Annotated in this window: 9 protein-coding genes; 1 reads left to right on the forward strand and 8 read right to left on the reverse strand. The window is 34.1% G+C overall.

Features of this window, described 5'->3' with window-relative positions; all coding sequences use genetic code 11:
* Positions 1–3: 3 nt before the first annotated feature.
* The 4 genes from SCB73_RS19400 to SCB73_RS19415 form a co-directional block, all read right to left on the reverse strand.
* Positions 4–3,015, reverse strand: a complete 3,012-nt coding sequence (locus SCB73_RS19400) for a SusC/RagA family TonB-linked outer membrane protein (RefSeq protein ID WP_320567830.1) — start codon at positions 3,013–3,015, stop codon at positions 4–6.
* A 45-nt stretch (positions 3,016–3,060) separates the two neighbouring features.
* Positions 3,061–4,458 (reverse strand): hypothetical protein, encoded by a 1,398-nt coding sequence (locus SCB73_RS19405; protein ID WP_320567831.1) that lies wholly within the window; start codon positions 4,456–4,458, stop codon positions 3,061–3,063.
* Positions 4,459–5,095: 637 nt separating this feature from the next.
* On the reverse strand, positions 5,096–9,136 hold the full coding sequence (locus SCB73_RS19410) for a hybrid sensor histidine kinase/response regulator transcription factor (protein ID WP_320567832.1): 4,041 nt from the start codon (positions 9,134–9,136) through the stop codon (positions 5,096–5,098).
* 274 nt (positions 9,137–9,410) lie between these two features.
* Positions 9,411–9,965, reverse strand: a complete 555-nt coding sequence (locus SCB73_RS19415) for a hypothetical protein (RefSeq protein ID WP_320567833.1) — start codon at positions 9,963–9,965, stop codon at positions 9,411–9,413.
* A 221-nt stretch (positions 9,966–10,186) separates the two neighbouring features.
* Between SCB73_RS19415 and SCB73_RS19420 the strand changes: the two genes are divergently transcribed.
* On the forward strand, positions 10,187–10,606 hold the full coding sequence (locus SCB73_RS19420) for a hypothetical protein (protein WP_320567834.1): 420 nt from the start codon (positions 10,187–10,189) through the stop codon (positions 10,604–10,606).
* A gap of 525 nt (positions 10,607–11,131) precedes the next feature.
* Here the strand turns inward: SCB73_RS19420 and SCB73_RS19425 are convergent.
* The 4 genes from SCB73_RS19425 to SCB73_RS19440 all read right to left on the reverse strand — a co-directional run bounded on the left by SCB73_RS19425 (position 11,132) and on the right by SCB73_RS19440 (position 15,236).
* Positions 11,132–11,680, reverse strand: coding sequence for a hypothetical protein (locus tag SCB73_RS19425; RefSeq protein ID WP_320567835.1), 549 nt, complete (start codon positions 11,678–11,680; stop codon positions 11,132–11,134).
* A gap of 181 nt (positions 11,681–11,861) precedes the next feature.
* Positions 11,862–12,449, reverse strand: a complete 588-nt coding sequence (locus tag SCB73_RS19430; RefSeq protein ID WP_320567836.1) for a LutC/YkgG family protein — start codon at positions 12,447–12,449, stop codon at positions 11,862–11,864.
* Positions 12,442–13,842 (reverse strand): lactate utilization protein B, encoded by a 1,401-nt coding sequence (locus tag SCB73_RS19435; protein WP_320567837.1) that lies wholly within the window; start codon positions 13,840–13,842, stop codon positions 12,442–12,444. Before SCB73_RS19435 ends, SCB73_RS19430 begins: the two co-directional genes overlap by 8 nt.
* Positions 13,843–13,865: 23 nt before the next feature.
* The gene (locus tag SCB73_RS19440) at positions 13,866–15,236 is read right to left on the reverse strand and encodes a glycoside hydrolase family 28 protein (protein WP_320567838.1); all 1,371 of its coding nucleotides are present in this window, start codon (positions 15,234–15,236) and stop codon (positions 13,866–13,868) included.
* Between the last annotated feature and the right edge of the window lie 96 nt (positions 15,237–15,332).

Genomic DNA, 15,332 nt, shown 5'->3' on the forward strand with positions numbered 1-15,332 from the left:
TTATTAAAATGCTACATTAAGACCCATCAAGATTGTTGGTTGAACTGGATAATTCCATCCACCAAAACCTGAACCTAAAACTCCTCCTCCTACTTCAGGATCAACTCCTGTATAGTTTGTCCAAGTCCAAATATTTTGACCTGATAAAGAGATTCTTAGTTTATCTAATCCGAATTTATTGTAGAATGAGTAACCTACTTGAAGGTTTTTCAAACGTACATAAGATCCATCCTCAACATATAAAGAAGAGAATTTTGTGAAATTTTCGTTGTTATCATCTTTAGACAAACGAGGAATAGAGTTTGAAGTTCCTTCTCCATGCCAAGCCATTTCTGATAAGTTGCTTACTTTGTTTGTCAAACTTGCACCGTTGTATAAATCTGAAATATTTTGGTTCACCAAATCATTTCCAATGCTTGAGTAGAAATTCGCAATCAAATCAAAATTTTTGTAAGCAAAATTCAAATTCAATCCGACATTGTAATCAGCCCAAGGAGAACCAATTTTAGTTCTGTCTTTATCATCTATTTTTCCATCGCCATTGATATCTTTAAAACGAACATCTCCAACTTGTGCGTAAGGCTGTAATTTTGTTCCGTGCTCATCAGTATGAGAATTCAATTCTGTTTGGTTTTGGAACAAACCATCAGCAACATATCCATAGAAATATCCAGGCTCATTTCCTTCAACCGTCAAAGTTCTGTTGCTTGCGCCGTATAATTTTTCACCATCAGCAGATAAATTCAGCATTTTAACATTTACAGTTGTAAAAGTCACATCTGCACCCCAAGAGAAATCTCCCTTTTTGTCTTTATACGAAACCAATAAATCGATACCGCTTGACTGCATTGATCCAACATTGGTCCACATTGTTGAATACCCAGGGAAACCGCTGTATGTTGGGAATTGTTTTAAGAAAAGCATATCATGCGTTTTCTTTTGATAATATTCCAAAGATCCAGAAAGCTTATTTTTCCATAATCCAAAATCAAGTCCAAAAGAAATATCTTCAACAGTTTCCCATTTAATGTCCTTATTAGCCATTGTAGAAGGATAAGAAGTATCAGCAATATTATCTCCAATAGGATAAAATCCTGTTCCGATATTAGATTGATAAACCGCGCTTGGCAAGTTTTGGTTTCCTACTTTACCCCAACCCGCTCTAAATCTTAAATCGCTCAACACATCTTTTGTTGATTCCATAAAATCTTCGTTCAAAATTCTCCATGAAACCGATGCAGAAGGGAAATTTGCCCATTTGTTGTTTTCCATGAATTTTGAAGAACCATCACGTCTGAAAGTACCTGTAAAATAATACTTTCCATCATAGTTGTAAGAAAAACGAGAAATATAAGACATCAAAGAACTTGACCAGCTGTTTCCTCCACTGTTACGGTTTTTAGTTGCTGCATTTAATTCTCTCATAGAATCAGAGTTGTTAGGAACTCCTTCGCCATAACCCCAAAGATCATTTCCGTTATATTCCTCCATAGTGTTACCCACCATTAAAGAAGCGTTGTGTTTTTCGGCAAATGTTTTGGTATATGTAATTGTGTTTTGCCAAGTCCAATCAACATTTGTTGTATTCCATTTTTCAACACTATTGATTTCTGCTTTTTCATGCGCCGCATCGATTACAAAATCAGGGCTGAATTTATTTCTAACTTTATCTCCAACTTCAATAGAAGCTTGTGAACGAATCATCAATCCTTTGATTGGCGTATACTGCAAATAACCATTTGTGTTTAAGTTGTATTGATCTGTAAAATCATCATAACGTTTTACAGCAGCAACAGGATTCCAGATATACGAAGGAGAACGTGCGTAAATGCTGTATTCGTTTTCTGTTCCGTTTAATTGATCTGCTGGTTTGTAGATTGGCGTAATTGGATCAATTTTGTCAAAATCGGCCCAGTTTCCTGGCGAACCGTACGCTTCATAACGAGGATTTAAAGTAATTCCTGCGGAGAATTTATCAGAGAATTTAAAATCATTTGCAATTCTCATTGTGATACGTTCCCATCCACCTACATCATAAATAGATTCTGAATTGTAATAATTTAAACTTACAGCAAAAGTGTGTTTATCTGAACCTCCAGTAACCCCAAGAGAAGCATTCACAACAGGAGTTCCTTTTTTAATTCCTGCATTCCACCAATCTGTAGTTTTACCTCTGTATTGAGAAGGGTTTGGCAAATAATCTGAATAGCCAGAGTTATTATAAGCCGTGTTCATGATCGTTGCATAACCTTCTGCATCTGCCATATGATACGGATTATTCATAATCTGCATACCTGAACTTGTATCAAAGTTGAATCTTGTTTTTCCTGCTTTTCCTTTTTTAGTAGTAATCAAGATAACTCCATTTGAAGCACGAGAACCATAAATAGCACTCGCAGAAGCATCTTTCAAAACCTCCATCGACTCAATTTCGTTGTTGCTTAAAAAGTTTATGCTTGTTCCCATCGGGATTCCGTCAACAACATAAAGAGGATCTGTACTTAAGTTTACTGTAGAAATACCACGAATCAATACTCTTGGTTGTGCACCAGGACCACCTTGTCCCGTTACTTGTACCCCTGAAACTTTTCCTTGAAGTGATTCTGCAACGTTACCAACTGTCATTGTTTGCAATTCTTTTCCTTTTACAGAAGAAATCGAACTCGTAACATCGCTCTTTTTTACTGCAGCATAACCCACAACCACAATTTCATCTAATGCTTGGCTGGCTTCTTCCAAAACAATATCAAAATTAGTTTTATCGCCAACTGGAACCGTTTTATTGGTAAAACCAACAAAAGAGAATTCAATTTGCGCATTTTTATTTGGAACACTGATTGTAAACTTTCCGTCAAAATCTGTTGACGTGTTAGTTGAAGCTCCTTTTACAACTACATTAACTCCTGGAATTGGCACAGCAGCTTTATCCTTAACTGTACCTGTAATTTTTATTTGTCCAAATGATACCGCAGTACACATCAGGGCAATAAAAAATCCTATATATTTTAATTTCATATTAAGCTGTTTTATAATTAAATGTTACAACAAGGTCATAACAACTTATTTTTTAGTGATGAAAACTCTTTCTAACTCAGTGTCAAGAACTACTTTATAAACTCCCGCCGCAGCTGGATATTTAGCATTTCCGTTCTCTCCTGGCGACATGGTACAGATTCCGTTTTTGATTAATCTCCAAGAAGGATCCCACCATTGGCCTGTAAAAGTTGCTTCCATCGTTCCTGTTAAAGTGTATTCTCCAACTAATTGATAAGGATTTGTCGAATTATTGCTCAAGTGAAGTCCTGTCATTACCCATGCATTCCAAGTATCCCAGTTTGCATCCTTAATTCCGCCACCACAAACACTTACGAAAGGTCTTCTTTGCGCAGCATCATCATGCCATAATCCGTTTGCAATATCAGCCCATACTTTGCTTGTTGGCGTGTATTTTTCAACTGTATATTTTAAAGTATTTGGATTCACTTTGATTTTGTAATATCCTTTTGTTGGCAAAATAATTGGCGTTGAAGCAACATCATCAACTAATTCTCCTGCAGTATTCAAACCAAAACAATGTGGGGCAAAATCTGATTCCTGACCTAAGAAATAAACTTCCTTATTGTCTTTATCTGCATAATATTTGAATTCGAAATCCTGTCCGTTTTTCGCGTGGAAATACATTGGAACTCCAACTGCATCAGTTGTTAAGTTTGTCCCTTTCGGCTGATCACATAAAAAGATTGCCGGATATTCGTTTGTAGCCACAATATTTACATTCAATGATCCTGTATTTGGAATTGCGAATTTATCTTTAGCTGTAATTGTCAAAACATAATCGGCTGCAGTTACTGGCAATGTATACGTTTTATTGAAAGTATAAGATTGAGGCGATCCTGTTAATTGAATCATTTCGTTGATTCCTAAAGCAGCACATTGAACTTGGACGTAATCAATACCTGAATCGTCATTTACTACAAAATTTACTGGCATTTGGTTGCTTGTTGACAATAAAATTACCGCTCCTTCTTTTGGAGTAACCATAGTTATTGACGGCGCAGCAAATTCTCCATCTAAACGAAGATTGATTTCTTCATTAACTGCATTTCCAGAAACGTCTGTAATTGTCAATTTGATTTTAAACGCTTCCGAAGTTCCTCTGTTTGCAGGAACTTCAAAAAAATAACTTAGATCATACTTTTTAAGTAAAGGGTCTGTTGCAAACGAAATTACTTTATCAAGTGATAATTCTGGAATTTGGATTTCGACACTTTTTAATCCCAAATCGTCAGCAAGAGCCGCTTTGATTTCGAATTTTCGGTTTGGCGCACCATAAATTTCCTTTGTAGCAACAACTACTGTAGGATCATCAGATGGAGCGAAATCTGAATCGTTGCTTTGACATCCTGCAAACAAGATGGCAAAAACGGCAAGAAAAAATAAAAATTTATTCTTTTTCATTTCTTAAATTTTAAGGTTAGGTTAGTTTGTTTTGTTTTATGCGTAAAGTGATTGTTGAAATAAATGAGTCAGACTCATTTTTGAAGATCTAGATTGTCTTTTCCTTTTTGGAGAAAGAAAATGACAATAAAAAATCGGTGGTTGGGTTTTTGTCATGTTAGTAAAGTTTGATTAATATTTCCTTTTTTTTGTTTTTCTAAACAGTTAAGCTTTTATTTTTTGGCCCGCGATTTTTGCCACGGGCCAGATAAGTAATACGTAAAACCAACTCTTACAATCTTATTTTAAAGAAGGCTCAATTCTTTAAACTGATTAAAAACTTATCAAAAAAATAACACTTATAATTTTACACAGTAATACAACTTAATCTATTACTATCGATGCAAAGAAATGTCTAAATCACACTTCTAAGGAGGGGTAAAATGGAAAAAAAAGGAGGTCAAAATTGCAATTAATTATTATTTTGGATTAAAATTTACAGAGTATTAAAAAATAACCGAATATTTTTACATAATCTGCAATATTTAAAATATTCTTTGTTTTCAGACTAAAACGTTTGAAATTTTTCAAAAAAAATCACTCTCATTTACAAAATGCAATTGAGTCGTTAAGAAAACATAAAGTCTGAAAATGGATTTTAACTGATAATATTCAAATCAGAGTTGAAAGAGCTCTTATATTTTTTAATATACTCCGAAGGCGTCATTCCAAAAAGTTTCACAAACTGTTGTCTAAAATATTTCGGATCTTCAAAACCAACTTCGGCACTTGCCTGTGCAATATTCATGTCTTCTGTAAGCATCAACATCGCCGCTCTGCGAATACGGAGTGATCGAATAAAAGCATTTAAAGTCTGTCCCGAAATAATCTTGATTTTGGTATAAAGCGTTCTGTGGCTCATTCCCATTTCTTGAGCAAAGGTTTTTATCGTAAAATCTTTTTTATGAATATTAGCCTCAACAATATCAATACATTTTTTCAAGATGAACTGATATTCTGCCGGAACTTTCTGGGTGTTTTCTTTTAAAGTAATACTATCCAAGAAATAAGTTCTAAGATTGCTTCTGTTTCGCAATAACGATTCCACTCGCGCAACAAGAATATCGTCATCAAAAGGTTTCATGATATAATCATCGGCACCATCGTTGATTCCTTGCAAATGCGTTTCTGGATTTTTGGAAGCCGTCAATAAAATAACCGGAATATGCGACAAATCATTGCTTTCTTTTATTTTTCGGCACAATTCCAAGCCGTCCATTTGTTCCATAGTAATATCGCTGATTACTAAATCTGGCATGTGTTTTTTCGTCAGTTTTAAGCCTTCTTCTCCATTTTCAGCGCTGTAAACCATATAATTTTCCGAAAACATTTTAATTAGATAATTTCTGATATCATCATTATCGTCAATAATTAAAATGGTTCGTTTTTCGGTAAGCATTACAGTCTGGAAATCACTTTCAGAAACTTGAGTATTTACCGCATTATTCTCCTCAGTATCGTCAATATTCAATTCATCAAAAAGCTGGCTTCTTACTTGAACATCATTTGTGATCACAGCATTTTCAAAATGACTGCTTCCTTTCAGAAATGTTAGTTTAAATATACTTCCTTTTCCAATTTCACTACTACAGCTCACTTTTCCTTTGTGTTTATCGACAAAATATTTCACGATAAAAAGCCCGATTCCAAAACCGGTTCCAATGGAAACTTTAGAATTGATTTGTTTGAATTTTTCGAATATTACTTCGATATCTCCTTTGTCGATTCCTTCTCCGCTGTCTGAAATTTCCATTTCAACATCAGAATTCGTTTCTGTCAATTTCAAATTAATTTCACCTCCAATTGGCGTGTATTTAAAAGCATTGGACATTAAATTGAACAGTGAAATTTCGATTTTTTCATAATCCCCAATTATCTCAATTTCGTTTTCAGGAATCTCAAAACCATAATTGATGTTTTTATCTTTCGCCTGATTCACAAAACATTGATACACTTCATTGCAAAGCTTATTGACATTTATAGGCGATAATCGAAGCGAATCGGCATCATTTTCGGCTTTTCTGAAAAGCAAAAGTTGATCGACCAAACTCAAAAGACGTCTGGCATTTCGGTGCGCAATGGCCAAATCACTTCCTGAAGATCCGTTTTCAACACGTTCCTTCTGAACGGCTTTTTTCAGCGGATTGATAATCAGCGAAAGCGGCGTTCTAAATTCATGCGAAATATAAGTGAACATCGACGATTGTTTCTCAGCAATTTCTTTTTCTTTCTTGCTTTCTAATTCGGCAATTTTGACTTTATATTTAAGTTTTTCTTTGTTTTTTTGGTAATCTAAATACAGAAAAAGTGCGCCTGCAATTGCAAGTAAATATAAAGTGTAGGCCCACCAGGTTCTGTACCAAGGCGGTAAAACTTGAATAGAAACCAAACTGACTTCTTTATTCCAACCGCCTTTAAAATTGGTTGTTTTAACCTTGAAAGTATATTTTCCTTCTGGCAATCTCGAGTAATTTGCTTTTCGGGCTTGACCCACATAATTCCACTGTTCATCCCAGCCTTCCAAAAAATACGCATAATTTATTTTGTCGGCATTATTATAATCTATTGCCACAAATTCTAATGACAAAGCCGTTTGATCATAATCCAAACGTACTTCTTTCATTTTGCCTGAATCAGCATCTGAAACTTCTACCTTGCTTTCTTCAATTGACTGATTGTTTACTGAGAAATCGCTCAGCAATAAATTATTCTTCTGATTGAAACCTTTAATCTTTTCTGGAAAAAAAATGTTGAAACCGTTAATTCCGCCAAAAAGAAATTCTCCAGTCGATAATTCGAGTCCGGCATTAAAACTAAACTGATTGCTTTGTAAACCGTCATTCACAGAGAAATTGCGGAAAGTTTGTCGCTTTTTATCAAATCTGCACACGCCGTTGTACGTACTCATCCACAAATTGCCTTCTTTGTCTTCCAGAAGTCTCAAAATCGTATTTGACGGCAAGCCATTGTCTGAGGTAAATCGTTTAAAAGTGCTTGCTTTTCGGTCAAATAACAAAAGTCCACCTTCCTGAGTCCCGAGCCAAAGATTTTTGTCTTTATCCTCATGAATACAACGGACTGCATTTCCTATAGAAACTTTGGTTATTTTTCGTGTATTCTTCTCGATAGAAAACAAATTGGTATAATTTCCGCCCCAAAGTTTTCCATCGCTCGTTTCCGTCAAACATTGCAAATTTGTAACCGATTTGTCAAAAAGCACAAAACTGTTTTTTGTTCGGTCAAATAAATATAACGAACCTTCATTTGTCGCACTTACCCAAATATTTGCTTTTGAATCTTTGTAAACAAACCAAATATTTTTTTCAACTTGTTTCGTAAAAGGATTAAAACACGAATATTGCGTAACCGAATTATTCTTCGGATTGATTTTATTGACGCCGCCAGCCCAAGTCGAAAGCCAGATTTCGTTGTTATTATCCCTAATAATTCCGGTAATAAACGGACTCGAAAGTTTGTTTCCGTAATTTATATAAGTATTGTTTTTCCGGTTCCAATATTTTAAACCTGCGCCATCTGTTCCTACCCAAAGATTCTTTTTTTCATCTTCACAAAAAGACAAAATGAAGTTTTCGGCGGGATCTTTGGCATTATAGCGAATGTTTTTAAAATATTTTGGCGTATTGCTCAACATACTGATGCCACCACGCAATGAGCCAAACCATTTGTTGCCATCTTTATCTTCGTACAAGCTCCAAACTGAGTTGCTTTTCGCCAACTGATTTTCGTTGACAGTATTAAACGAAATGGCTTTTTTATTTGTTCCGATTACTTTGTAAATGCCACAGCCATCAGTCGTGATCCAGAGTTCTTTTTTCTTGTCAACCAAAAGATCGGTGACACTGCATTTATTCGAAAAATAATTAGCTGAAATAATGCCTGTTTTGGTATTGAAAAGAAAAAGTCCTTCATCTGTTCCAAGCCAAAGATTTCCGTCAGAAGCTAATTTCATTGCTTTTACTTCTTTCGAAAGCGAAAAAATAGCTTTTAAAGTTTTAGCCGAATAACTGTAACTGCAAATTCCGACATTACGAACATACACCCAGGAATGATTGTTTTTTTTATCTTCTTGAATGGCAATCGCATCATAATTATTGATGCTGATTTTATTGCCCAAAACGGTAAGCGGAATTTGTTTTCCAACGAATGCCCCATTCTCAAAACTAACTAAACCTAAACTCTGCGAAGCAATCAAAAACAGGTTCTCGGAAACAGAACGCATTTGATGAATAATGCCATTTAGGATTTTCTTTTTATCCGATAAAAGATATTCTGCCGGCTGAAATGTGGCCGTTGCTTTATTGTAAATGCTGATTCCGTTTGCGCCTCCAACCCAAATATTTTTTCCGGAATCGCCTTCGATATTATAAACAGCATTAAATGAAAGTGATTTTTTGTCGTTGATTCGGTTTCTAAAAACTTTAAAATTGTAACCGTCATAACGGTTGAGTCCGTCATAAGTCCCGAACCAGATATAACCGTCGCTATCCTGAAAAATCGTCGTCACCGAATTGTTTGACAAACCATCAGAAATATCAAGAAATTTCACGGGATTATCCTGCGCAAAACTCAGCGAAGTGAAACCAAATAACAGTATAAAATGCAGAACAAAATGCTTCAAAATAGTATGCTTTTTTTGGAATTTGTGTAGAAACCACAATTATAAGCCTATTTATGGCAATTTTGCAAAAATCAATTCATAAAATTTTGATTTTCGGGCTGCTGTGTAAGGCTAAATCTTACGTTTTTGTTTTTAGTAAAGGTTTGCTTATATTTTTTTTTAAGTAGTGAAACATTCTTTTTGACACAATATTGTCATTCCGATCGCGCATATCTTCTCTCCACAATCGTTAGCGGGGAGCGAGATTACCATCAGCACCTCTGATAAATTATCCTCATTTTTCCTTTTTAAATTTTAAAATCTGTTTTTTTTCAAGTACAACTAATGAATCACTTGTTAACTTTAAAATTTTCCACTGAAAATTAGACACATCATCATCATTAAAAAAATCTATTACATGATCTTTTATTTCATACTCAAAAACCAATTGCTTATTATTAGGATAAAAATTCATTTTCATTATGTTACCACTAATATCCAGTTTAAGTATTAAATCATTTTCCTTTGTAACCCAGTTACCACAAACAGAATTTATATTTGTTTTACCAACAGGACTATCCGTAATTAAATTATTTTTTTTTGAATAGGCAAAAACCGCAATAAAAGCAACATAAATCAGGAGAACAATTCCCTTTTGAAAGAGGTTTTTATTTTTTAAGAACCATGTAAGAGCAAAACTTAAAAGTACAGCTATAATACTAGAAAAAAGACTTCCTAAAATTGAAGAAGACTGGAGAGCATATTCTTTAAAAAAGAAAAATGTCAATACAAATATAGACACTGCAAATCCAATCGTTGTATAAAATTCTTTATTAAACTTTTGTTTCATTATTCTTTTATTTTGTGTTTATCCGATCGCGCAGATCTATTCTCAAACCTTAGCGCAGATTTGAAGCTAAGATAAAATTTATTTTAATTCTTCAACATTAATCGAATTTTTCCAAAAAACCACACAAACAACACATTATTAAACACTTACAAACAAAAACTCTTTTTTGAATCAATATTTTTTTTACCTTTAATACATTCCAACAACTTAAAAATAATATTATGAAAAGAAGAGTATTACTTGTAATGGTTTTGCTAGGAACCATTACGCTTGCAAATGCCCAAAGTGTAGGAGATCTTACGAAAGCGGCAAGCAAAGCATCTCAGACAGCAGTTCCTTCGTTTGATGTTGCCAGTATTTCTAATCAGGTTATGGGATTACTGAATCCGAAGTTGAAATTAACCGATGCACAAAAACCTATTGTAAATTCATTGGTAAATGAAACTCTCAATAAAAAGAAAAATATTTTGCCAACAATGGCGACTGACAAAGCAGGTTACACCTCAAAAATGACAGCCAACAGAGAGTCTTTTTTAGCTAAAATGAAAAAAAACATCACTCCCACACAATTTTCAGCATTAACTTCTTTATTGCCAAAATCAGCTTCTTCGGCATCAGCATTGGCACAAATGCTTTATTAAAATACTGAAATAAAAAAGCAAAATGGAATGCCTATTTTGCTTTTTTTTATTCACCTATCGTAACGATTCTTAACTGATTTATTTCAAGATTCTCAAACCGTAACTCATTGAAATATACGATAGAAAAAACAATATTGTAAATGTCAATAGAAACGTTAAAAAGTTATTTTTTGGTCGCAGATTTATTTTGGCTAAAAAATAAAATAATATTGCAGCAATATATGGCAAAACAAATGTTGTAAATATATTAAGATAAAGATTTTCAACTGTTTTTTGCTGATAGGTATCAATGTCAATTAGATTTTTATGAAAGTTACTTTGGGTAATTTCCATCCTCTCCCATAAAATATAGATCGAAATACATCTTACTACAACAGCTAATAATATTGAAAAAAGTAATGTTTTTAAAAACTCTTTATTTTTCATTCTTCTATATTTTTCATGTTTCTTTAAAATGATTTCAGATTTCCTTTTAATTCCACAGATCACAATCTTCACTAACGTCTTTTCTAATAATCAACCTCTTTATTTCAACTCAAAAGCATCATCTGGAATACCGTGCTCAAACTTTTTTTTATACATATTTAAATCATTAAGATTATTGATTGGATAATTAATTAAAATAAAACTATTTTTAGGATTATTCCTTTCATATAGAACCAGATATGAAATATTTAGGTTCGGTTTTTCATTTGGAATTTTTATAAAATAGTTCTCATCATAAGAATTTGTTTCGACTATATTATTTACAACATAGCTATATTCAATATAATTATGGTCAGCACTTTTACCTATTGAGGGAATTGATCCTTTTATATTAGGTATAAAGTATTTATCAATTTTACCCGTCGTTAATGCAAAATCTTTACTCAATAATTGAACGTCAAAATCTCTTTTTATCTCATAATAAATTAACCAAATCGGGCCTGTTATTCCAATTATCAGCAAAATTTTTGCTTGCCAATCGGGACTTTTATATTTTTTTAAAAAATAAAATGAGCAAAAAAATAATACAAAGACAAGTATAATTAATTTTATTTTAGTTCCATCATGTATATGTAAAATGTCAATCATTTTTAATTTAATTTATAAATCTAATGCGCGAGCTTTGTAAGGACTCACAGGCAACATTCCAGACAAATATATAGTAAAACTCTATAAAGTATTTAAAAAAACATCAAATGAATTCAACAAAAAACTGCATAAAAATCAATTAAGACCTTTACACAGTTTAGTATATTTTGAAACTAAAATTCTACCCTAAAATAAAGACAACCAATCCCCTCGCGCCATGCGCACCTAAAACCAAAGACTGTTCAATATCAGCGGTTTTTGAAGGTCCGGCGATGAAAGTTCCGAAACCATATTCTTGATTTCCTATTTTTTCATATGCCTGATGCATTGTTGGATATATCTTTTCTTTGTTTACTATAATAGCCAAATATTGCGCGATAAATGGAGAAACACGCTGTCCTAAAATATCATCTGTTACCCAAAGCGCGCTGTTTTCGGCAACACCAAAATGCGCTTTTACAACTGTTAATTCCACGTTTTTAAGCGAATGCGGATCGTCATTTGTCCAATCTAAACTTGCAATTTCAGAAAGTCCAGAAAGTGTTGTAACAATGCGTTTTTCAATGTTATAATGCTCTTTGATATACGAAATCACTTCCGCATAATTTGAAACTTCTACAGTGTTTCCTCCAATGTTTTTCAGTACGGTTTTATAAGTTTCTAAAACATCGAATTGTTCAGATCCTAAAACTTTTAAGTCTGGCAAAGCAGTTACAGAATCAGGTTGATTCTGTTTTATTTTACGTAATATATCGGCTTTACTACTCATTGTTTTTATCTTTTGCTTCTCTTGAATTCTTCTTGTACCACTCTCTAAATGATTCTTCTGGAACGGCAGGCATTTCGCGTTGATCGTACCATTTGTTCATTTTATTGTTGACCAAACCTGGAGCATTTTTCATTACAAATCGGCCTGATTTTCCTGCGATATTAAAAACCGTCGGATTTGCCAAAACTGTTGCCATCGTTTTCATTGCTATAGTTTTAGAAGTTGGCGTATGCCCTTCTTTAACCAAAACCTGACGCCATTTATACAACTGATCGTGAATATCGATTTTTACCGGACAAACATTGGTACACGAACCACAAAGTGTACTTGCAAATGGCAAATCGGCATTTTTGCTCATGTCTAAGTTTGGTGCCAAAATAGAGCCAATTGGTCCTGCAACTGCATTATGATAACTGTGTCCACCGCTTCTTCTGTAAACTGGACAAGTGTTCATGCAGGCTCCACAACGAATACATTTCAGTGAATTTCTAAAATCTTCTCTTCCTAATTGAGTGCTTCGGCCGTTATCGACAATTACAATATGAATTTCTTTTCCGTCCCTTGGCTTTTTAAAATGACTTGAAAAAGTCGTGATTGGTTGTCCGGTTGCACTTCTAGCCAACAATCTCAAGAAAACACCTAAATGTTCTCTTTTCGGAATCAGCTTTTCAAACCCCATACAGGCAATATGCACATCGGCTAAATGCGCGCCCATATCAGCATTTCCTTCATTGGTACAAACCACAAATTCGCCGGTTTCTGCTATGGCAAAATTAACTCCGGTTAGAGCAGCTTTTCGGGTTAAAAACGTATCGCGAAGCTGTTGTCGCGCCGATTCGGTTAAATATTGCGGATCAAAATTTCCTTTTTCTGTACCTAAATGTTCGTGAAAAGTTTCGCTTACATCTTCTTTTTTAAGATGAATTGCGGGCAAAACAATATGGCTCGGTGGTTCTTTGCGAAGCTGTACAATGTATTCTCCTAAATCCGAGTCAATAACTTCTACACCATTTTCAGCTAAATATTCATTCAAATGGCATTCTTCTGTAAGCATCGATTTTGATTTCACCATTTGCTTAACATCGTGTTTTACTAAGATAGAATGCACGATTTCATTATGTTCTTTCGCATCCGCTGCCCAGTGTACTTTTATGCCGTTTTTCTGAGCGTTTGCTTCAAATTCAACTAAATAATCGTGAATATTTGAAAGTACATTATTCTTGATTTTAGAAGCTGTTTCACGCAGTAATTCCCAATCCGGAATCTCATGTGCTGATTTATCACGCTTTTCCCTAACAAACCAAAGCGTCTCGTCATGCCAGTTTACGCGGGCAACATCTTTATTAAAACGTGCCGCCGCTTCGCTATGTTCTATTGTTTTTTTTGAAGACATTTTTTAGAGTTTAAAACGCTTAATTAATTTTTACTGACAAAATTCACTACATTTTCATGAATCGATTTCTCACCCTGAACATTTTCAGCAGTTACATTTGTCAAGAAAATATTCTCTACCGGAAGTTCTTTCTGAGCTTGAATTCTCGAAATAAACTTCACATTGGTTGCTTTTATATTTTCAAAATGCACATTTTTTATTGGTGTCAAACGTCGTTCAATTGTTGGAACCAAATCACGCCATTGATACAAAACATCGGTTTCTATTCCGAGAATTCCTGCGTCAATTTTTCCTGATTTAATATTTGTCATGTGAATATTATTTACAAAACCGCCTCTTCTTTCATTGGTTTTAATGTATAAAAGATGATTTAGTTTTGCGCCATCCACGACAGTGCAATTATCAATAAAAACATTTTCGATGCCACCTGAAAGTTCACTTCCAATCGCTACTAATTGATGTCCGTTTTTTACAGTACAATTTCGCATTACAATATTTTTAGAAGGCGTACTTAGGGTCCAGGCATCTATTCCACAACCCGATTTAATTGCGATTGCATCGTCTCCCTGGTCAAAAACACAATTTTCGATCAATACATTTTGAGACATTTCCGGATCAACACCGTCATTATTATGTCCGTGTGCATAAACCTGAAGATTTCTTATCACGACATCTTTTGACAAAAACGGATGAATCGTCCAAAACGGACTGTTGGTAATCTTAACGCCATCCATTAAAATATTCTGGCAACGATTGAACTGAATAAAATGCGGACGCAAATTTGCTGTATCATTAACCATTTGTCTTTCTTCGACAGGTTTTTGGTAAGAAGCCAAATAATACAATCTCTTCAGACTTTCCATATGCGCTTTTGGGCGTGCGAACCATTTGGTCCAAACATCCATTTTTGCCTTCAATTCGCCTTCGCCTGTAATGGCAATATTTTTACACTGATAGGCATAAACCAGCGGCGAATAATTGTAGCATTCATAACCTTCCCAAGTGGAACGAACAGCAGGCAGATAATCTTTTGGATCTTCAGAAAAAAGCAAAACCGCACCTTTTTCTAAATGCAGATTTACATTACTTTTAAAATGAATTTTCTTAGTCAGCCATTCGCCTTCCGGAATTATTACAATTCCTCCACCCGATTTATTGGCTTTTGAAATGGCTTTAGAAATTGCTTCAGAAGTTTTTTCTTTATCTCCTTTTACTGCTCCAAAATCAACAATCGAAAATTTCTTGCACTTGCTGAAATCAGGAATTTTGATTGCAGGCATTTCAAAAGGCGCTTTTACTACCACTTCTTTTTGCGTTACAAAAGTTGGATCTATCTGAAACGACAAAAACAGCAATGAAAGTAAAAGGGCAAAACAAATTGATATTTTTTTCATGATTATATTTTTGAAAAATGGCTCACGGATTTTACGGATTAAACAGATTGGCGCAGATTTTTTAAATTTAAACCAGCGAAAACCAGTTCAATCAAT

The organism is Flavobacterium sp. KACC 22761, from assembly GCF_034058155.1.
In the GTDB taxonomy this organism is placed as follows: Bacteria; Bacteroidota; Bacteroidia; order Flavobacteriales; family Flavobacteriaceae; genus Flavobacterium.

What these genes read in the sequence shown, in the direction of transcription:
- SCB73_RS19415 (WP_320567833.1), bottom strand. Translation starts at nt 9,965, where the DNA reads ATGAAACAAAAGTTTAATAAAGAATTTTATACAACGATTGGATTTGCA.
- SCB73_RS19435 (WP_320567837.1), bottom strand. Translation starts at nt 13,842, where the DNA reads ATGTCTTCAAAAAAAACAATAGAACATAGCGAAGCGGCGGCACGTTTT.
- SCB73_RS19430 (WP_320567836.1), bottom strand. Translation starts at nt 12,449, where the DNA reads ATGAGTAGTAAAGCCGATATATTACGTAAAATAAAACAGAATCAACCT.
- SCB73_RS19400 (WP_320567830.1), bottom strand. Translation starts at nt 3,015, where the DNA reads ATGAAATTAAAATATATAGGATTTTTTATTGCCCTGATGTGTACTGCG.
- SCB73_RS19425 (WP_320567835.1), bottom strand. Translation starts at nt 11,680, where the DNA reads ATGATTGACATTTTACATATACATGATGGAACTAAAATAAAATTAATT.
- SCB73_RS19440 (WP_320567838.1), bottom strand. Translation starts at nt 15,236, where the DNA reads ATGAAAAAAATATCAATTTGTTTTGCCCTTTTACTTTCATTGCTGTTT.
- SCB73_RS19420 (WP_320567834.1), top strand. Translation starts at nt 10,187, where the DNA reads ATGAAAAGAAGAGTATTACTTGTAATGGTTTTGCTAGGAACCATTACG.
- SCB73_RS19405 (WP_320567831.1), bottom strand. Translation starts at nt 4,458, where the DNA reads ATGAAAAAGAATAAATTTTTATTTTTTCTTGCCGTTTTTGCCATCTTG.